We start from the raw sequence: 17,926 nt of genomic DNA, 5'->3' as shown, positions 1-17,926 counted from the left end.
GGGCCGCGTCCTGCGGCATGAACCAGTGTCCGACGCCGTACTGGCCCGCCGGCGGCAGCTCGATGCCCTGGGCTGCCATCTCGTCACGGAAGAACTGGTCGGCGATGGCGCCGCGATGCGTCAGGTTTTCGAGCACAGCAAGCCCGTCCTCGACGATCTGATGCGACTTCACGCCCTTCATGTTGACGATGAAACCGACGCCGCAGGCGTCATGCTCGTTGCGTGGATCGTAGAGGCCCTGGGCGGAAAATCCGTTGGCGCTTCGGCCAATATTGGATCGCAAGGTGGTTTTGACGGTTGCCGCTTTCGTCTGCGCGGCCTGGCCGTTCGTCGCAGAGTGCGTCATGTCCGTCATCTCCTGTCCTCCTTCCCAGCCATTCAGGCGCTGGTTTGCCTCGGCAAGCGCTTGGCTCACCCTGATCCTTGTGGCACGTCTTGCGAAATCCTGTCGAACCAGGCGGCTTTCCGCATGGATCGCATCTGGTAATCGTACAGGCCAGAGTCTGGCTGTCCACCTGTCGCTCGCGGCAACAGCCGGAGAGGCCCAAATGATACGCCAATCCAGCTCGTTTTGTGCGACAAAATAAGACAGCACTACTGTCCTAAATTTTTATGGCAGAAATCCCGGACGCACACAAGACCGATTTGCAAAAAACTTGGGGCATTCGCGACAGAAAATGTCGTGAAGCTGAGGAAAAACGTAAGCTTCAGTCGTCGGCCTGGGCTTTGCCCGTTGGCTGGCTTTACTGTTTTTCCGGCGCCTGGCCCTTGCGATCAGCACGCGAAACCGGTCAACTTCAGTCTGATTTCCCCAACCCCCCGTTCTCCCAAGACATAGGCAGATGCATGTTCTTCGCTTCCGACAATTGGGCAGGCGCCCACCCCAACATTGCCGCCGGCCTGTCGGCCAATGCCGGCGGCTTTTCCACCGCCTATGGCGACGGAGCGCTCGACCAGGCAGTCTACCAGCGCTTCAGCGAGATTTTCGAACGCGAGGTCGCGGTGTTCTTCGTCGCCACCGGCACGGCCGCCAACTCGCTGGCGCTGACCGCTTACAACAAGCCGGGCGGCATTTCCTTTGCTCATCGCGAATCGCATGTCATCGAGGACGAATGCGGCGCGCCGGTGTATTTTTCCGGCGGCTCACGCCTGCATGAGATCGATGGCGCGCTGGGCAAGATCGATCCGCACAATCTGGAAAGGACCATCGGCCGTTTCGCACCGGAAATCGTCCATTGGGGACGGCCGATGGCCGTTTCGATCACCCAGTCGACCGAGGTCGGCACCATCTACGGCCTGGATGAGATCGAGACGATCGCGGCGATCGCCAAACGATATTCGGTGCCCTTGCACATGGACGGCGCCCGCTTTGCCAATGCGCTGGTCGCGCTCGACACGTCGCCAGCCGAAATGACCTGGAAACGCGGCGTCGACATCCTGTCCTTCGGCGGCACCAAGAATGGCTGCTGGTGCGCCGAAGCGATCGTGCTGTTCGATCTTGATCGTGCCAGGGAATTGGCGTTCCTGCGCAAGCGCGCCGCCCAGCTGTTTTCGAAATCGCGCTTCGTCGCGGCGCAGTTCGAGGCCTATTTCAAAGACGGATTGTGGCTGGACACCGCCCGCCACGCCAACGCCATGGCCGCACGCCTTGCCGCCGCGATCGAGGATTCGGCCACGGCAAAACTGGCATGGCTGCCGCAGGCAAACGAGGTTTTCGCAGTGATCAAGAAAGCCGAAGCTGAAAAGCTGCAGGCAGCGGGTGCGGCGTTCTATGATTGGCACAAGCCGCACGGCTTTGACGGCCACATCAGCGAGGACGAGTTGCTGTATCGCTTCGTCACCAGCTTCGCGACGACGGCCGATGAGGTCGACCGTTTTGGCCAGCTGATCGCCTGATACCGAAATCCCCGATAACAAAAAAGCGGCGCCTTTCGGCGCCGCTTCCGTCTCGGGAGGAGACTTGTACTTTAGGCAGCGGTCTTGGCCTCGATCTGCTTGGCCTTGGCCGAAGATGCCGTAATCGCGATCTTGCGCGGCTTCAGCTCCTCGGGGATGTTGCGCTTGAGGTCGACGAACAGCAGGCCGTTCTTCAGCGAAGCACCGACAACTTCGACGTGGTCGGCAAGCTGGAAGCGGCGTTCGAAGGCTCTCGAGGCAATGCCGCGATAGAGCAGTTCAGAGCCTTCGCCGGTGCCCTCGTCCTTGCGCTCACCCTTCACGGTCAGCACGTTGCGATGGGCTTCGATCGAGATTTCCTCGTCAGAGAAGCCGGCAACCGCCATCGAGATCCGGTAGGAATCCTCACCGGTGCGCTCGATGTTGTAGGGCGGGTAGGTCTGCGCGCCATCCGGCTGCGCAAGCGAATCGAGCATCGTGAACAGACGATCGAAGCCGACGGTCGAGCGATAAAGCGGGGAAAAATCAACGTGACGCATGAGGTGTTCTCCTGTTGAGCAACATGGTTTGCGTATGGCCGGTGCGAAACCCTTGAGCGGCGTTTCGGGTGGGCCAGCGGCCCCTACATTGGCGACCGCACGAGACATTTGGGGAGCGCTGGAAAGCATTTCAAGATTTCACCTGGCGGCAAAAGCCACGGCGGCCGGACCCTTGATGAACGGCAGATGAACCGGCACTTCGGCGCGCGTTCAGGCAGCCGGCGCTAAAGTCCATTCCAGGATCAAGGACTGGCGGCGCCGATTGCACAACAGGCACCGCAACGAGGCCGACCGGGTGTAACGTCCCTTCCTCCCGGATCGACAGAGGCCGGAAGCACGCTTTCAAGCGGCTTCCGGCCTTCCCTGTTGCAGCCCAGTCAGTCACCGGGAATTCCTTGGCTTTTGGCGCATGGGCGTCTATCACCATAGCGGAGCCGGCCAGCGCAGGCGGGCATGCGAGACGCCGAGCACGAAGCGCCGAATGACGGATCTTTTCACCGAAAACTCCCTTTTTCACGAAATCGAGGGCAATCCGCGGCCGGAAAACGCCGCCGGCGGCTTCTTCACCACGCGTGACCGCAAGAATATCCGCTACGGCCTGTTCGGCGCGGTCGCTCGCCCGATGAAGGGCACCGTGGTCCTGCTCACCGGCCGCAACGAGTGCATCGAGAAATATTTCGAAACCATCCGCAACCTTGCCGATCGTGGCTTTGGCGTCGCCACGCTCGACTGGCGCGGCCAGGGCGATTCAGACCGGCTGATCCGCGATCGCCAGCGCGGCTACGTCAGCAGCTTCCGCGACTACACCGCCGACCTCGAACAGTTCTTCGAGGAGATCGTGCTGCCCGATTGCCGCGGACCCTACTACACCCTGGCCCATTCGGCAGGCGCATTGATCACCCTGCTGGCCGCGCCGTCGATGGTGAACCGCGTCCGGCGCATGGTGCTGATCGCGCCTTTCCTGACGCTGCCTGACCTTCCGGTCTCGATCTCGACGGTTCGCCGCGTCTGTTCCCTGTTCTGCGCTCTCGGCCTCGGCCGGCTCTATGCCGCCTGGGGTCCGCGGCCGAGGGCAACGGCCCCTTTCGAGACCAACAAGCTGACATCGGACCCGGAACGCTATCGGCGCAACACACGGATCTATGAAGAATACCCGCAACTGGCGCTTGGCGGGCCGACGATCCGTTGGCTGCGGGCAGCCGCGAAAGCTTCGGAAGCCGTCAACGACCCCGACTTCATGGCCCGGATCCAGGTCCCGCTGCTGATCATCGCCGCCGGCGCCGACCAGGTCGTCTCGACCAGGGCTGTCGAAGCCTACGCCAGGCGTCTGCGGCTCGGTTCATTGCTGATGATCGACGGCTCCCGCCACGAAATCCTGCAGGAAGCCGACATCTACCGCGAGCAATTGCTCGCCGCCTTCGACGCCTTCATTCCCGGCAGCGACGACCCCACGGCCTGACGGCCGCCGGTCGCTGGTCAGCCGCGCAAGGCAGCCATGGCAGCTGCGTGGAGTTCCGGCGTTGCAGCCGCCAGGACATCGCCGCCCTTTTCCGCAGGCCCGCCATCGAATGTGGTGACCACACCGCCTGCCTTCTCGATGATCGGGATCAGCGCCACGATGTCGTATGGCTTCAAACCGGGATCGGCGACGATATCGACGCTTCCCGAAGCGATCATGGCGAAGGCATAGCAATCGGCGCCATAGCGGGCGAGTTGGATCTGTCTTTCGAATGCATCGTAACGGTTGCGCGCTTCGCCTTTGAATAGCGCCGGCGTGGTGGTGAACAGCGTCGCCTGGTCCAACTTCGTCGTCTTGCGGGTCGTCAGTTTTCGCGGCCCGCCCGGCCCCTCATAGTGCGAACCTGAGGCGTTGGCGTAGAACAGCTCGCCGGTGAAGGGTTGCGCCATCATGCCGGCAACGGCGTCACCGTCGACCGTCAGCCCGACCAGCGTGCCCCACACCGGCAGGCCGGAAATAAAGGCGCGCGTGCCGTCGATCGGGTCGATCACCCAGACATGCCGGCTCGAAATGTTCTCGCTGCCATGCTCCTCGCCAAGAATGCCATGGTCGGGATACTCGGCAGAGATCAACGCCCGGATAGCGCGCTCGGCCTCGCGATCGGCCTCGGTGACCGGATCGAAACTGCCCTGTTCCTTGTTGGCGACCGCGCCTTGGGCACGAAAGCGCGGCAAGGTCTCCGCCGCCGCCACCTGCGCGATGCGGCGCATGAAATCGACACTGATGTCCAACTGATTCTCCCGCACTGCAGCATGTCCGAGCCGTGCTCTGCCGCCAATTTCGTACCAAAACAAGTGTGTTCGACTACTTCTCCGCGACGGCATCTGTTGCCCGGATGTCACATAAGCGTCGTCGAAACGCAATTTCCACATCAGAGTGAATTAAAAAAGCCTGAAGGTCGCTTGACATTTGTGCAACGCACAATACCCTTGACCTCGGACAGGGTTTCCTGTCCATGCCCTCCTTGGGCGTTTCCTCCCTAGACTTCGACCGTATCGTGCAAACGATGCGGTCTTTTTTTACGCCGCGATTTCACTCCGCGGCCAGCGGCAGGTCGATGAAATGATGGTCGGGCATCGACATCAGGTCGGCTGAGAACCGCGTCAGATCGTCGGCCAGCGCATCGAAGCCGGCGGCCTTCTCGAATGTCCGTTCGTTCATGTAGAGCCCGCGATTGACCTCGATCTGCAGCGCATGCAGATGGCGCGCCGGGCGGCCGTAATGCTCGGTGATGAAGCCGCCGGCATAGGGTTTGTTGTGGGCAACCGAATAGCCCATGGCGCTGAGCAGGCCGATCGCGGTCTCGGTCAGGGCGGCGGTTGCCGAGATGCCGAAACGGTCGCCGATGATGAAGTCGGGCCGCAGCCCGCTGTCGCCGACACGGATGCTCGCCGGCATCGAATGACAGTCGATCAGCACGGCAAAACCGAACCGCGCATGGGTCCGGGTCAAAAGCCGCTTCAGCGTCTCGTGATAGGGCTTGTAGACGGTTTCGATCCGGGCAACGGCTTCCGACAGCGGCAGGCGGCCGGAATAGATGTCGAGCCCCTCGCCGACCAGCTTCGGCACCGTGCCAAGCCCACCCGCCACCCGCGCCGAGCGGATGTTGCAGAAGGACGGCACTGGCTCGGCGAACATGCGAGGATCGAGCTCCCACGGCTCGCGATTGACGTCGAGATAGGCCCTCGGAAAATTCGCCGCCAGCAGCGGCGCGCCGAGCGCCACGGCACCGCCGAACAGCTCATCGACGTAACAGTCTTCCGACCGGCGGATGGCGTTGCGGTCCAGCCTTGCCATGGCCAGGAACCGTTCGGGATAGTAGCGGCCGCTATGCGGCGAATTGAAGAGGAAGGGGACGCGCTGCTCGGCGCCCGACCGGATTTCGAAGGGTGGAAAGACCGAAAAATCCTCGGCTGCCGTCTTCAATTTGAACGAACCCGAAAACACCAGTGCATCATGATGTGAAAGTGCCACCTTGCAGGCCGCGTGTCCAGCATTTCAGCGGCGGCACACCCCCGGCAAATATGGATCATCGCCGTCCGCGTTCACTTGATGTTTACCCTCACCTCCTCATATACAGGATGGTTAACGGGCTTGCCCAACGGCAATCTCGGGCGGGTGATTCGGACAGGATATCATGGCACGCATTCTTCTGGCGGAAGACGACGACGATATGCGTCGGTTCCTCGTCAAGGCGCTGGAGCGCGCCGGTTACCAGGTCAGCGATTTCGACAATGGCGCCAGCGCCTATGAGCGGCTGCGCGAAGAGCCGTTCTCGCTGCTGCTGACCGACATCGTCATGCCGGAGATGGACGGCATCGAGCTGGCGCGCCGCGCCACCGAGATCGATCCCGATCTGAAAGTCATGTTCATCACCGGTTTCGCCGCCGTTGCGTTGAACCCGGATTCCAAGGCGCCGAAAGACGCCAAGGTGCTGTCGAAGCCATTCCATCTGCGCGACCTCGTCAACGAGGTGGAGAAGATGCTGCAGGCGGCCTGAGCCGTTTTCTAGGCGAGGCGCCGCACCTCTTCGCCACTGCGGCGAGACGACGCCTTCTTTCCTTTTTCCTGCTATTGACGCGCTGGATCAAAAATGGTGTATGCGCGGCTTCGGATGGGCGTGTAGCTCAGCGGGAGAGCACTGCATTGACATTGCAGGGGTCACAGGTTCAATCCCTGTCACGCCCACCATCCAACCAGACAAATCAGACTTGGATCGACATGCTGGCCGGCTCGCCAGACAAAGCGCGTGGGCATGACGCGCGGGATGAGCAGCGTCGAGGTGCTGGCGGAAGAACGCCTCACTTGGGATAAGCAGGGCACAGCGTGGCACAGGGCCGTCCAGGGCGCGCGTTACACAGAGGTGGACGATTTCGGTGCCTCAAGGGGAGGCTGGACGTTGGCGAGCTTTCGAGCGCAACCCGCCCGTCCCAGCGCTGACCGGAACGGGCGACACGCAATCAGATCATTGCGGCGCTGGATCAGGCGTATTTCCCGGCCTGTCGCCGCCGCCCTTGCCTTCGCGGCAAGGCTCGCCGATGCCGCAGCATTTGCCGTTATAGGTGACGCCAGGCTTCAGCTTGTCGCATTCCCTGGGAGCGGTTGTCTTGCAGCCGGCCAGCACCGAAACGGCGATGGCGGCCAAAAAGACGTTTCTCGAGACAGTAAACATAAGACGTTCTCCTTGATGAACCATGTTTGGACACATCACTTGGTCGCGCCTCGGGTGAATTGGTTCACAAAAATAGTGATGGCGGCGAAAACAACCCTCACGGTTATTCGACAGAGGACACTCCTGGGCAGGCGCAGCAATCGCGTGGCGACGTGTCGGCGACGGCGAACACGCCCACGATGACGATGGCGGCCGATGCGGCGTCCTAGATGAATTGCGTGGTCATCTGGTCTAGAATCCAGCCAAAGCCCTGGTGATGCCGACAAGATGGCAACGAAGATCACGGCGGCAATAAGCTGAGCACGGTGTTCCTGGACCTGGGGCGGGAACGCAGCACTGATTTGGGTTGAAGATAAGCGGGCCTTGCGGCATGCGTTCCGGGACAAGGTGAAGTGAGGAGTTTATGCGGGGCGTTGCGATTCTTACAGAGGGAAGAAGCGGTTCGAACTGGCTGGGAAGCCTGACGAACGCAACTGGCCTGATGGGACGGTCGGAGGAATGGCTTGATCCGGCCTATCTACGTTTCGATCCCCGCACCTATGATGATCTTGAAAAAGCGGTCATCGAGAAAGCGTCGACCGACAACGGGCGGTTTGCGATCAAGTTGTTTCCGCGCCATCTGGCCTGGTGTAAGGAGAAATTCGGAAAGGATTTTCTATTCGAGATTCGAAGAAAACACGGCTTGGAATTCATTTTGTTGGAACGTCGCGACCGAATTCAGCAAGCTATTTCGTTCTACCGAGCTAGGATGTCTGGAGTGTGGACGAGCCGGCACGAAGGGAAAGTCAATCCGCGCTCTGTTCCTTATAGCTTCGCCGACATCAGCCAAGCGTATTTCCAGATTGATCGAAGCTATGCGTTCTGGAGGTCCTACCTACAACTTGCGGGGCTGGATTGTCGTCAATTCGTCTACGAAGATTTGCAGCAAGACCCACGGCCCTATCTGGAAGCTGTGGCGGATTATATGGGCGTCCAGGTCCCGGAAGACACCGCCAATTCGAGATTCACTGTTCAACGGGACAGCCTCACGGAAGAATGGATAGTGCGCTTTCGTGAGGACGCAGCGGCCAAGGGCGCCATTGAGGGCATCGGGGAGATGGCGGTGCCAAGAACGCTCGACAATATCGCCCGCTTTGCCCTGAAACGGCCCCTGATCCGAAAGCGCTTCTAGAGGCAGGTACTTTCTTCGGGGAAATTCGATGATCGTTGCAGCTGGCTCGGTTCCAGCGCTCGATGCCCCGGCTCTTCCTCCAGAACACCTGGAGTAAATCGCGCCGGTCAACCGTCTGCCCGCAGTAATGATCTTCTTCCGGGATGTCCTGGCCGCCGTGCAGCTTGCTGGGAACGGCGGGCCAGGGTCAGATAGTTTCGTCATGTCGCTCGAACCTGCCATTGCGGCAAAAAGTTCCGGAACCATCCTTCAAGCTGATGGAATCGCGGATCGCGTGTGCAGGATCGGCATTTCCCGGCTGTTCGCCGAGGTAGAGCGGTTCGCATTTGGGTTGACTTCTAGCCTGCGCCTGGCGCAACGCCGCATGTAGTGCTTGAAGTTGGCGAAGGGTTTCTCGATTGGGTTGAGGTCCGGACTATAGGGGGCAGGAAGGAGAGCCTCGCGGAGCCAGCCTACTGGTCATCGTCATCGTTATTGTCTGGATTGTCGACCAAACATCCCGCGCCGTGACACCCTTGGTAATTGCCTTGAGTGTCGAAATTCGGATTGCCATCCTTGTCGTAACTCGGCCTTGGATCGATGTAGCTGTCGTCCTTTCGACGCGCTTCCTTGCGATCCTTGTCTCTCTGTTCTTGCGCGGCCATGCGATCCAATGAGCGCTGCTCATCTTCTGAACGTTGTGAGGTCTGTTGCATCATGCAGTCGGCAAACCTGTTGGTTCCTGGCCTGTAGCCGTAAGACGCGCACTGTTGCTGATCCATTGCGCGCTGATCCTCAGCGCTGACGCAACCGGCAACCGCCAACGGCACAAGCGCGATCAGCACATATCTCATCTTGAAATTCGGCATTTTGTCACTCCAGATTATTCTGATGGCACCGGGCAAGAGAGGTCACCCTCCTGGCAGTTCAGGTAGGCCTTCAACTGCCTGGTGCGGGCCTTGGTCAGGTCAGCCTGACAAGCAGCGGCAACCATCGGCGCCGCGGAGCCACCATCGTCACCGCTGGATTGAAACGTGCATTCGGCGTTGCGGAACGCAATCCACGCTCTCTGCGCTTTCACGAACCGTGCCTTGCCGTCGGAATCATCCGTAAGCCGCTTCTGGATTTGCTTGAAGGTCTGGTTCAATGCCTGATCGGCTCTTTTGAAATCCGAAGCTGGATCAGCCAGAGCCGCGGTGGCGGCGAACGACAGCATGGCGACCGCAGCAAGTAGAAAACGCATGATTGTATCCCCCTCATGAAAACAACCACAAGTAAGCACGCATAGGAGCAGCCGGCAAGGCCTGGAAAACCATATAGTAAGCAAAGGGTTGTCGGGTTCAACAATGCAGGACGGACGAGGCTAGGGCCGTGAGGTGATATGCGGGGAGTGGCAGATAACTCATGTATTCGATGCAATGGCGGTCGAATGCGGCCGCCACAAGCTGACCATGTTTGGACACATCGCTTGGTCGCGCGCCGGGAGGATTGGTTCCAAGAAAATTGCGATCACCGGCGCATCTTTTGCGAGCTTGCCTTTGCGTGAAGGCGAATCGCCGATGCCGGGGCATTTGCCATGCTATGTGGTTTTCGGATTTGATTTATCGCATTGTCCTGTCGGCGTTGCCTGGCAACCTGCCGTCACTTATGCAGCAGAACGTAACAGGACATTCGCAACGTTACATGCGAGAGACGTTTTCCATGATTGATCGTGCCGCACAATTCAGGGCTTCGTCGCCTCACGCTCAAAAATGGTCCAGAATCAAAGTCGGAATGATTGGCGAAACCGCGCGCATCCCCGAGGCGGTGATCGGGATCCGGTCTCCCTGCGTGCCGTCATGAGTTCACAGTCCGGTAGGACAAAACTATCGTCCTGGCCGAAGATATATCGCGAACTGAACCGTGTGCGCACGCAATTGCGGTCGCCGTGGTCGACATTGGGCAACGCGCTCATTTCCGCAAAGCAGAATGCTGAATACCGGCGCGGACTCGGCAAGCGGATCGAGGCCGCCCGCGAGACTTACACGGCGTCGCCGATCTCGCAGATTGCCGACAGCTTCATGCTCGTCCGGATCATCGGCAATGATCTGGAACCGCGACACCGCAAGGGCCAGTCATTCGACAACGTGCTGTTCATTCTGGACAACGAACCGGTCTTCGACGCCTGCGAAAAATTCTGGATCGTCAATCGAATAGTCGACACCGACGAGGAAGCCCGGATCATCGGCCTGCTCGAAAGCCGCCGCCAGAATTTTCATACAATCCCCTTCGAACTCGATCAGTACCGGAAGATATCCTGGGACGTCGACCAGCTTGTTGCCGGCGACCTCCGATTCTCAGAGAAGGGCCGGGCGAGCGGACAGTCCGCGCGTTACGAAACGCACATCCGCCGCAGCAAGAACCTCTATGTGATGAACAACAATGGGGCTCGCAACGCCGCGCTCGCGATTGCCCGCGACAGGGCAAAATGGCTGATGCCCTGGGACGGGAACTGCTACCTGACAGCCTCTGCGTTCCAGCGGATACGGTCCGCGATCGAGAAAAACCCGCACCTTCCCTACGCTGTGGTGCCCATGGCGCGCATTGTCGACAATGCGCTTCTGCTGGACCAGAGCTTTCAGCCGCCGGCCGAGGAGGAGCCGCAGATCATATTTCGAGCCGATACCACGCAACTGTTCGACGAAAACTATGGTTACGGAAGGCGGCCAAAAATCGAGATGCTGTGGCGGTTGGCAGTTCCTGGCCCCTGGGACCGCTACCGCGACGACGCCTGGGATTTTCCACGCCCGGTCCGGGCGGCGGATGCCGGGCTGCTCCAGAAAGCGGGCTGGGTGGCGCGCCTGGATTCAGGGCGTTCGCATCTGGAGATCGGCAAGGCCGGCTTCGTCGCGCGTCTGGTCAGCCGCGATCAGGCGATCGTCGATATGGTCGATCAATGTGACGCCAAGGCAGTCGCCGCTCGGCTTGATACCTCCCGCCTGGCCTTTTATGACGAAGACGCCCTGGCCAACGCGGTGAAGGACGGGCCCATCCTGCACCATCTCGAAACCGCGGCCGGACAGGCACTCGCCCGCGGTCCGTTCAGCGTGCTCGACAAGACTGGCCTAGCCCCCAGCGGGGATCCCCAGGACTATTTTCACCCTGCGCCTTACTGGTGGCCCGACCCCGACAGACCCGACGGCCTGCCCTATATCCGGCGCGATGGCGAACGCGTGCCCGGCACGGCATTGTATGCAGCAGGAAGCGAAACCTACGATCGCACACGCTTGCAGCGCGTCTTCGACGACACAACCGTGCTTGCGCTCGCCGCAACCGTGCTTGATGGGCATCATTATGCCGTCCACGCCGCCAGGCTCTTTCGCGCATGGTTTATCGATCCCAGGACAAGAATGAACCCGCATTTGCGCTATGCGCAGGTGCGGTCGGGCCACGACAACAATGAAGGGTCCGGCCACGGCATCATCGAGCTGAAGGATTTCTATTTCTTCCTGGATGCCGTACGCCTGCTCGAGCGAACAGGAGTACTGGGCGACGAGGATCGCGAGGCGTTCAGAGCCTGGCTCGGTTCCTACTGCGAATGGCTGGACACCGCGCCGGCAGCCGCGACGGCCTTCTGCAGCAGCAGCAACCAAGGAACATATTACGATTTGCAGCGGGCATCGATCGCCACGTTTCTTGGCGACAGCGCCACCCTGGCCAAGATCAGCCTCTATGCTCGGGAGAGACTAGCAACCCAGATCGCAGCCGATGGCTCCTTGCCCAGGGAACTGTCCCGCACGCGCCCCAGGCACTACGCCATGTTTACCTTGCAAGGCTGGACGTCGCTGGCCCGTGTCCTGTCTTCGGTCGGTGACAATCTCTGGCAACACAAGACAGCCGAGGGGCTGGGACTGGTCCAGGCGCTGCACTGGCTTGTTGCGCACGAGAACAAGCCACACACCATGTCGGCCGAAACTGTCGATCCGGATCGGCTTGGGCCGCTGCTTCTCGACCTGACGCACCATGATCCCGCAGGAATGCCACCTGCCGATCTGGGAAGGGCGACCAAGCCCATTTTTCATCCAGACGAGGCAATCGCGCCTTTTTGGCTGTGGCGGAGACATTAGCGACGCCCGGCATTCCTGGCCTGTTACGTCGATGATGAGAACCACTTTCCGCGCTTCAAACACCCGCGACGGTGCAAAGGCTCTTCATCCTGGTCACCGCCAGTTCCGGATCGGCCAGCAATCCGGCCTGGTCGGCAAGGCGGAACACGTCGGCATAGTGACGGATGCCGCGCGCCGACTGCATACCGCCGACCATCGCAAAATGATCCTGATGGCCGTTCAGCCAGGCCATGAGGACGATGCCGGCTTTGTAATACTCGGTCGGCGCCTCGAAGATCTTTCGCGACAGCGGCACGGTCGGCGCCATCAACGCGTCAAAGCCGGCGCGGTCGCCTTCCGCCAGTTTCGCCAGCGCCGCGTTGGCAACCGGCGCAATCGCGTCGAAAATACCCAGCAATGCGTGCGAGTGCCTTTTCTCGTCGCCGGCGATCAGTTCGGGATAATTGAAATCGTCGCCGGTGAACATGACGACGCCGTCCGGCAGACGGTTCCTCAGCGCGACCTCCTTGCCGGCATCGAGCAGTGAGATTTTTATCCCCTCCACCTTGCCAACGTGGCATTCGATGATGGCAACGACTGTATCGAGAGCGACCTCGAAATTCTCGCTGCCCCAATAGCCCCTGAGCGCCGGATCGAACATGTCGCCCAGCCAGTGCAGGATGACCTTGCCGGAGGACTGTGACAGGATGCGGTCGTAGACCCTGACATAGTCGTCCGGCCCTTTGGCAACTGCCGCCAACGCCCGGCTGGCCATCATGATCGCCTTGCCGCCGAGCCCTTCGATTAAAGCGAACTGCTCTTCATAGGCCTTGATGACGTCATCGATTGTTTTGGCGGCGGCGGGCGCCAGATGGTCGGTGCCGGCGCCCGAGGCGAGATCGGCGCCATCGACCGTGCGCGCCTCGGCGATCGAGCGGCGGATCAATTCCTGCGCGTTTGCCCAGTCGAAGCCCATGCCGCGCTGCGACGTGTCCATCGCTTCGGCGATGCGGAAGCCCAGCCGCCACAGATGGTGACGGAACGCCATCGTCCTCTCCCAGTCGATCACCGGTCTGGACCACGGATCGGTCATGGCGAGCGGATCGGCAACGACGTGCGCGGCGGCATAGGCGATACGCGAAAATCGCGCGCCGATGTCAGGCTGCACGGGCTCGCCGACCAGCGTGTACCGGGTGCTGCCGCCACCCTCACCAGGCAAGGAAATGTCCATCCATCGCTCCCTTCACAACGCTACTAAATGGAACGTTCCAATAAATCAAGGACCTTTAAGATTCGAACTCCCTGCAGGATGAAATGCTGCATTGCAACAGGAAAGCCTTATGAAGCATGCCATTTGAGTACGCACAATCGATGTTCGAGGCGCGGGAAAAATCCCGATTGACTCACGAGCGGAGCAGAGATTAGAACGTTCCAATAGTTTTGGGCCTGCAGTCGGGAGGATGCATCTGGATGGCCAACCGGGCCAAGGCGACGATATTCGACATCGCCCGCGAAGCGGGCGTGTCCAAATCGACGGTATCGCTCGTGCTCCAGGGCAGCGGACTGATCCGGCCCGAAACAGCGAGCAAGGTGCGCAAGGCGATCGAGGATGTCGGTTACGTCTACAACCGCGGCGCCGCCAATCTGCGCAAGGCGCACTCCAACGTCATCGGCATGGTCATCAACGATCTCACCAATCCTTTCTTCGCGGAGCTGGCGGTTGGCATGGAGCGGGTCTTCCAGTCGGCCGGCATCGTGCCGTTCATCGCCAACACGGCGGAAAATCCGGTGCGCCAGGAAGAAGTGCTGAAGTCGCTGATGGAGCAAGGCGTCGCCGGCCTCATCGTGTCGCCGGCTCGCGGCACGACGCCGGGCGCCTTCAGGCGGATCGAGACGGCAGGTCTGCCGGTGGTCTTCGCCATGCGCCGGCTTCCCGAGAGCCGCATTCCGGTCATCGCGCCCGACAATCATCGCGGCGCCTATCTCGCCACCGCTCATCTGATCGGCAAGGGACATCGCCGGCTGGTCTTCTTCGGCGGCTCGTCCGATCTCGTCGTCTATCACGAGCGGCTTGGCGGATTTCGCGAAGCCTGCGAGACGCAGGGCATCTCCGACCGCGACACTCTGGTCGTCGAGGGAGAGACCAGCCGCAGAGGTGGTATCGCATGCCTCGAAACCGCTCTCGCAATGGCTGAACCGCCGACCGCGGCACTCTGCTTCAACGACGCCGTCGCCTTTGGCGCCATGCTGGCGCTGCGCAAGCGCGGGCTTGAGCCGGGAGTTGATTTCGCCATCGTCGGCTTCGACGATGTGGCCGAGGCCGAGCACTACATGCCGGCTCTGACCAGCGTCGCGGTGGACTCGGCGGGCCTCGGCGAACGCGCCGCCCATGTCATGTTGAAAATGATCCAGTCACGCACAACACGGGCCGAAGACCATATCGGCGCGGTCAATCTGGTGGTCAGGGAAAGCTGCGGCCCGGATCGCCGCATTCGAAACAGGGCGGCCGGTTCGGGAGGCGCTGCATGAGCGTCAAATGGAGCTTGATCGGTGCCAGCACGATCGTCAGGCAGTTCATGATCAACGCCATCCGCGCGCAAGGCGAGGACAGCATCTGGTCATCGGCGTCAGTCGAAGCAGCATTGCAAACCGCGAAATCAGGCAAGGCGGTCGCAATCGAGCCTAAGCTCGGGAGTGTGAATTGAGCAAGGTGGTCTCCGCAGCGCAGGCAGCCGGCCTGGTCAAGGACGGCATGGTCGTGTCGGTGTCCTCGTCGAGCGGCCTCGGCTGCCCCGATGCGGTGCTCGCCGCGATCGGCGAACGCTTCGACGCAGAAGGCCATCCGAAGAACATCACCACGCTGCACCCGATCGCAGCCGGCGACATGTATGGCATCAAAGGCATCGACCATCTGGCCAAGCCGGGACTGCTGAAGCGTACCTTGTGCGGCTCCTACCCGTCCGGCCCCTCCTCTTCCGAACCGCCGCAGATCTGGAAGATGATCGGCGACAATTCGGTCGCCGCCTACAACGTGCCGTCCGGCATCCTGTTCGATATGCACCGCGAAGCCGCGGCCAAGCGGCCGGGCGTGCTGACCAAAGTCGGTCTCGACACCTTCGCCGACCCGCGCCACCAGGGCTGCGCCATGAACGCCGCCGCCAGCGAGCCGATCGTTTCGGTGCAGCAGTTCGACGGCGAGGAATGGCTCTATTTCCGCTCTATCGTGCCGCAGGTGTCGATCATCCGCGCCACGTCGGCCGACGAGCGCGGCAACCTCACCTACGAGCATGAGGGCGCCTATCTCGGCGGACTGGAACAGGCGCTCGCCGCCCGCAACAATGGCGGCATCGTCATCGCGCAGGTCAAGCGCGTCGTCGAGAACGGCACGCTGAAACCGCATGACGTGCGCGTGCCGGGCGTCCTGGTCGACCATATCGTCGTTGCGCCCGACCAGTTGCAGACGACGCTGACACCCTATGACCCGGCGATCTCGGGAGAAATCTTCCGGCCGCTGTCGAGCTTCCGCACGCCGGAGATGAACGTGCAGAAGGTGATCGCGCGCCGCGTCGCCATGGAGTTGCGCGACGGCATGGCCGTCAATATCGGGTTCGGCATTTCCGCCAATGTGCCGCGCATCCTTCTCGAGGAAGGCCAGCACGGCAAAATTACCTGGGTGATCGAACAGGGCGCGGTCGGCGGCGTGCCGCTGCTCGACTTCAAATTCGGCTGCTCATCGAACGCCGACGCCTTCATGCCCTCGCCGCACCAGTTCATCTATTTCCAGGCCGGCGGCTTCGACGCCTCGCTGTTGTCCTTCCTGCAGATCGATCGACACGGCTCTGTGAATGTTTCGAAGCTTTCGGCGCGGCCGCATGTCACCGCCGGCGCCGGCGGCTTTGTCGACATCACCGCACGGGCGAAGAAGATCGTCTTCTCCGGCTTCTTCAATGCCGGCGCCAAGCTGTCTCTGGCCGATGGCGGCATCCGCATCGACCACGAGGGCAAGGTCAAGAAGGTGGTCAACGAAGTCGAGCACATCTCGTTTTCGGGCAAGCGCGCGGTGGCGCAGGGACAGGACATCACCTATGTCACCGAACGCTGCGTGATGAAGCTGACGCCGGAGGGGTTGGTCGTCACAGAACTCGCACCCGGCATCGATCTGCAGCGTGATGTGCTGGCCCAGTCGGAAATTCCGTTGGCCGTTGCCAGGGACCTCAAGACGACACCGGCAGCCCTCTATCAGGAGCAACCGATAGGCCTGTCGCTGAATGGCGGCGCCTCGGTCGGAGGCGCGCGTGGCTGAGCCTCTCGTCACCTTCGAGCAGGATGGCGCCATCGGTACCATCACGCTGCGCCGGCCGGAGAAATTCAACGCACTGGACATTCCGATGCTGCGGGCGCTAGAGACGGCGCTCGACGCGGCCGAGATGGCCGAGGGCGTCCGCGTCGTGCTGCTGCGCGGCGAAGGCAAGGGCTTTTGCGCCGGTGGCGATGTCGAAGCCTGGGCGCAGATGAGTGCCGCCGATTTCCAGGTGCAGTGGGTGCGCTACGGCCACCGCGTCTTCGACCGCTTGGCGCGGCTGCGGCAGCCGACAATCGCCGTCCTGTCCGGCCATGCGCTTGGCGGCGGCCTGGAACTGGCTGCGGCTTGCGACTTGCGCGTGGCGGAAACACAAGTGAAATTAGGCTTCCCGGAAACCTCGATTGGCGTCGTGCCCGGCTGGTCCGGTACGCAGCGCGCCGTGCGCCGCTTCGGCGCGCAGACGGTGCGCCGCATGGCGCTGGGCGGCGAGATCCTTCTCGCCCCCGAGGCACTCGCCCTGGGCATCGTCGACCGGGTGGTCGCAACTGGCAACGCACACGAAGAAGCAAAGGCGTGGGCGGAAAAGATCGCCGAGCGCGGCCCGCTGGCGACGGAAGCCGCCAAGCTGATGATCGCGGTCGCCGAAGGCGAGGAAAGTGCCGCCGCCACCGAAGCGCTGGCCAGCGGCTTCATCGCCCTGACCGGCGATCTGAAGGCCGGCGTCGATGCCTTCAAGGCCAAGCAGAAGCCGGCCTTTTCGAGATCCTAGAGCAAACATATGAACGCACCCCTGAAGATCGCCATGCCGGCCGAGGCGGCCGAAGCCCCGAAAGGCTACAAGCTGCTGATCAACGGCAAGCATGTCGATGCCCGCGACGGCCGCACGATTGCTCGAAACAGCCCCGGCCACGGCTTCACCGTCTCGCACTATGCGCAGGCCGGTGAGGCCGAAGTGGAAGCCGCTGTGCTTGCCGCCCACAGGGCTTTCGAAACGGGTCCATGGCCGCGCATGAAGGCGGCCGAACGTGCCGGGATCCTGCTCAAGGCAGCTGATCTGATCGAGGGCCGGCTGGAAGACATCGCCCGGCTCGACGCACTGGAATCGGGCAAACCGATCGCCCAGGCACGCGGCGAGATCGGCGGCGCCGTCGACATCTGGCGCTATGCCGCCTCGCTTGCCCGCACCCTGCATGGTGAAACCTACGCCAATCTCGGCGACGCCATGCTGGGTGTCGTCCTGCGCGAACCGATCGGCGTCGTCT

At 61.5% G+C, this 17,926-nt stretch carries 20 protein-coding genes, 1 tRNA gene and 1 pseudogene; 13 read left to right on the top strand and 9 right to left on the bottom strand.

The window, feature by feature from the left end:
* Nucleotides 1–355, bottom strand: a 355-nt coding sequence (locus tag EN994_RS01965) for a hypothetical protein (RefSeq protein WP_164745788.1), incomplete at its 3' end; no start/stop codon positions are given.
* Between the two features lie 491 nt (nt 356–846).
* Between EN994_RS01965 and EN994_RS01960 the strand changes: the two genes are divergently transcribed.
* Entirely contained in the window at nt 847–1,896 is a 1,050-nt protein-coding gene (locus tag EN994_RS01960) for a low specificity L-threonine aldolase (protein ID WP_013529717.1), read from the top strand.
* Between the two features lie 71 nt (nt 1,897–1,967).
* Here the strand turns inward: EN994_RS01960 and EN994_RS01955 are convergent, their stop codons facing one another.
* Nucleotides 1,968–2,435: an Hsp20 family protein gene (locus EN994_RS01955; protein ID WP_013529716.1), complete on the bottom strand. Its 468-nt coding sequence runs from the start codon at nt 2,433–2,435 to the stop codon at nt 1,968–1,970.
* Nucleotides 2,436–2,916: 481 nt separating this feature from the next.
* Between EN994_RS01955 and EN994_RS01950 the strand changes: the two genes are divergently transcribed.
* Nucleotides 2,917–3,894: an alpha/beta hydrolase gene (locus tag EN994_RS01950; protein ID WP_127307382.1), complete on the top strand. Its 978-nt coding sequence runs from the start codon at nt 2,917–2,919 to the stop codon at nt 3,892–3,894.
* A gap of 17 nt (nt 3,895–3,911) precedes the next feature.
* On the opposite strand, the gene hisN is transcribed toward EN994_RS01950, so the two are convergent.
* On the bottom strand, nt 3,912–4,685 hold the full coding sequence (gene hisN / locus EN994_RS01945; protein ID WP_024502739.1) for a histidinol-phosphatase: 774 nt from the start codon (nt 4,683–4,685) through the stop codon (nt 3,912–3,914).
* A 301-nt stretch (nt 4,686–4,986) separates the two neighbouring features.
* Nucleotides 4,987–5,928, bottom strand: a complete 942-nt coding sequence (locus EN994_RS01940) for an N-formylglutamate amidohydrolase (protein WP_013529713.1) — start codon at nt 5,926–5,928, stop codon at nt 4,987–4,989.
* Between the two features lie 163 nt (nt 5,929–6,091).
* Here EN994_RS01940 and EN994_RS01935 point away from each other — a divergent pair, with 163 nt between their 5' ends.
* Entirely contained in the window at nt 6,092–6,454 is a 363-nt protein-coding gene (locus tag EN994_RS01935) for a response regulator (RefSeq protein WP_006199474.1), read from the top strand.
* 116 nt (nt 6,455–6,570) lie between these two features.
* Nucleotides 6,571–6,645, top strand: a tRNA-Val gene (locus tag EN994_RS01930).
* A 274-nt stretch (nt 6,646–6,919) separates the two neighbouring features.
* Here EN994_RS01930 and EN994_RS01925 read toward each other — a convergent pair.
* Nucleotides 6,920–7,126: a hypothetical protein gene (locus EN994_RS01925; protein WP_013529712.1), complete on the bottom strand. Its 207-nt coding sequence runs from the start codon at nt 7,124–7,126 to the stop codon at nt 6,920–6,922.
* Between the two features lie 403 nt (nt 7,127–7,529).
* Here EN994_RS01925 and EN994_RS01920 point away from each other — a divergent pair, with 403 nt between their 5' ends.
* Both EN994_RS01920 and EN994_RS35255 read left to right on the top strand, forming a co-directional pair.
* Nucleotides 7,530–8,297 (top strand): Stf0 family sulfotransferase, encoded by a 768-nt coding sequence (locus tag EN994_RS01920; RefSeq protein WP_027161395.1) that lies wholly within the window; start codon nt 7,530–7,532, stop codon nt 8,295–8,297.
* 202 nt (nt 8,298–8,499) lie between these two features.
* Nucleotides 8,500–8,667 carry a hypothetical protein gene (locus EN994_RS35255; RefSeq protein WP_158515803.1) on the top strand — a complete coding sequence of 56 codons (168 nt, stop codon included), beginning with the start codon at nt 8,500–8,502 and terminating at the stop codon, nt 8,665–8,667.
* Here the strand turns inward: EN994_RS35255 and EN994_RS35885 are convergent.
* From EN994_RS35885 to EN994_RS01910, 3 genes and pseudogenes are all read right to left on the bottom strand, one after another.
* Nucleotides 8,634–8,740: pseudogene (locus tag EN994_RS35885) on the bottom strand (transposase); the annotation flags it as partial. The gene EN994_RS35255 and the pseudogene EN994_RS35885 sit on opposite strands and share 34 nt — an antisense overlap.
* A gap of 9 nt (nt 8,741–8,749) precedes the next feature.
* Nucleotides 8,750–9,145 carry a hypothetical protein gene (locus EN994_RS01915; protein ID WP_013529710.1) on the bottom strand — a complete coding sequence of 132 codons (396 nt, stop codon included), beginning with the start codon at nt 9,143–9,145 and terminating at the stop codon, nt 8,750–8,752.
* Nucleotides 9,146–9,159: 14 nt separating this feature from the next.
* Nucleotides 9,160–9,519: a lysozyme inhibitor LprI family protein gene (locus EN994_RS01910; RefSeq protein ID WP_024502741.1), complete on the bottom strand. Its 360-nt coding sequence runs from the start codon at nt 9,517–9,519 to the stop codon at nt 9,160–9,162.
* Between the two features lie 175 nt (nt 9,520–9,694).
* On the opposite strand from EN994_RS01910, the gene EN994_RS01905 reads away from it, so the two are divergent.
* Complete coding sequence (locus tag EN994_RS01905) at nt 9,695–9,985, top strand: hypothetical protein (protein ID WP_127219021.1); 291 nt, start codon at nt 9,695–9,697, stop codon at nt 9,983–9,985.
* 228 nt (nt 9,986–10,213) lie between these two features.
* Entirely contained in the window at nt 10,214–12,382 is a 2,169-nt protein-coding gene (locus EN994_RS01900) for an alginate lyase family protein (RefSeq protein ID WP_244514234.1), read from the top strand.
* Between the two features lie 55 nt (nt 12,383–12,437).
* Here the strand turns inward: EN994_RS01900 and EN994_RS01895 are convergent, their stop codons facing one another.
* A complete protein-coding gene (locus EN994_RS01895; RefSeq protein WP_063168953.1) occupies nt 12,438–13,592 on the bottom strand; it encodes a dihydrodipicolinate synthase family protein in 1,155 nt (384 codons plus the stop codon).
* Nucleotides 13,593–13,831: 239 nt separating this feature from the next.
* Here EN994_RS01895 and EN994_RS01890 point away from each other — a divergent pair, with 239 nt between their 5' ends.
* From EN994_RS01890 to EN994_RS01870, 5 genes are all read left to right on the top strand, one after another.
* Entirely contained in the window at nt 13,832–14,890 is a 1,059-nt protein-coding gene (locus EN994_RS01890) for a LacI family DNA-binding transcriptional regulator (protein WP_013529706.1), read from the top strand.
* The gene (locus EN994_RS01885) at nt 14,887–15,066 is read left to right on the top strand and encodes a hypothetical protein (protein ID WP_013529705.1); all 180 of its coding nucleotides are present in this window, start codon (nt 14,887–14,889) and stop codon (nt 15,064–15,066) included. Before EN994_RS01890 ends, EN994_RS01885 begins: the two co-directional genes overlap by 4 nt.
* Nucleotides 15,063–16,664: an acyl CoA:acetate/3-ketoacid CoA transferase gene (locus tag EN994_RS01880; RefSeq protein WP_063168954.1), complete on the top strand. Its 1,602-nt coding sequence runs from the start codon at nt 15,063–15,065 to the stop codon at nt 16,662–16,664. The genes EN994_RS01885 and EN994_RS01880 overlap by 4 nt, the downstream gene beginning before the upstream one ends.
* Nucleotides 16,657–17,433 carry an enoyl-CoA hydratase/isomerase family protein gene (locus EN994_RS01875; protein ID WP_013529703.1) on the top strand — a complete coding sequence of 259 codons (777 nt, stop codon included), beginning with the start codon at nt 16,657–16,659 and terminating at the stop codon, nt 17,431–17,433. Before EN994_RS01880 ends, EN994_RS01875 begins: the two co-directional genes overlap by 8 nt.
* Before the next feature lie 9 nt (nt 17,434–17,442).
* Nucleotides 17,443–17,926, top strand: a 484-nt coding sequence (locus EN994_RS01870; protein ID WP_127307381.1) for an aldehyde dehydrogenase family protein, incomplete at its 3' end; no start/stop codon positions are given.

This window comes from Mesorhizobium sp. M7A.F.Ca.CA.002.09.1.1 (genome assembly GCF_003998555.1).
Classification (GTDB): Bacteria; Pseudomonadota; Alphaproteobacteria; order Rhizobiales; family Rhizobiaceae; genus Mesorhizobium; species Mesorhizobium ciceri.
This window is presented reverse-complemented; position numbering and strand designations above follow the sequence as displayed.

Excerpts from the sequence above, each read along its gene's own strand:
- EN994_RS01960 (WP_013529717.1), top strand. The coding sequence starts at position 847 with ATGTTCTTCGCTTCCGACAATTGGGCAGGCGCCCACCCCAACATTGCC.
- EN994_RS01955 (WP_013529716.1), bottom strand. The coding sequence starts at position 2,435 with ATGCGTCACGTTGATTTTTCCCCGCTTTATCGCTCGACCGTCGGCTTC.
- EN994_RS01950 (WP_127307382.1), top strand. The coding sequence starts at position 2,917 with ATGACGGATCTTTTCACCGAAAACTCCCTTTTTCACGAAATCGAGGGC.
- EN994_RS01935 (WP_006199474.1), top strand. The coding sequence starts at position 6,092 with ATGGCACGCATTCTTCTGGCGGAAGACGACGACGATATGCGTCGGTTC.
- EN994_RS01925 (WP_013529712.1), bottom strand. The coding sequence starts at position 7,126 with ATGTTTACTGTCTCGAGAAACGTCTTTTTGGCCGCCATCGCCGTTTCG.
- EN994_RS01920 (WP_027161395.1), top strand. The coding sequence starts at position 7,530 with ATGCGGGGCGTTGCGATTCTTACAGAGGGAAGAAGCGGTTCGAACTGG.
- EN994_RS35255 (WP_158515803.1), top strand. The coding sequence starts at position 8,500 with ATGTCGCTCGAACCTGCCATTGCGGCAAAAAGTTCCGGAACCATCCTT.
- EN994_RS01915 (WP_013529710.1), bottom strand. The coding sequence starts at position 9,145 with ATGCCGAATTTCAAGATGAGATATGTGCTGATCGCGCTTGTGCCGTTG.
- EN994_RS01910 (WP_024502741.1), bottom strand. The coding sequence starts at position 9,519 with ATGCGTTTTCTACTTGCTGCGGTCGCCATGCTGTCGTTCGCCGCCACC.
- EN994_RS01905 (WP_127219021.1), top strand. The coding sequence starts at position 9,695 with ATGGCGGTCGAATGCGGCCGCCACAAGCTGACCATGTTTGGACACATC.
- EN994_RS01895 (WP_063168953.1), bottom strand. The coding sequence starts at position 13,592 with ATGGACATTTCCTTGCCTGGTGAGGGTGGCGGCAGCACCCGGTACACG.
- EN994_RS01890 (WP_013529706.1), top strand. The coding sequence starts at position 13,832 with ATGGCCAACCGGGCCAAGGCGACGATATTCGACATCGCCCGCGAAGCG.
- EN994_RS01885 (WP_013529705.1), top strand. The coding sequence starts at position 14,887 with ATGAGCGTCAAATGGAGCTTGATCGGTGCCAGCACGATCGTCAGGCAG.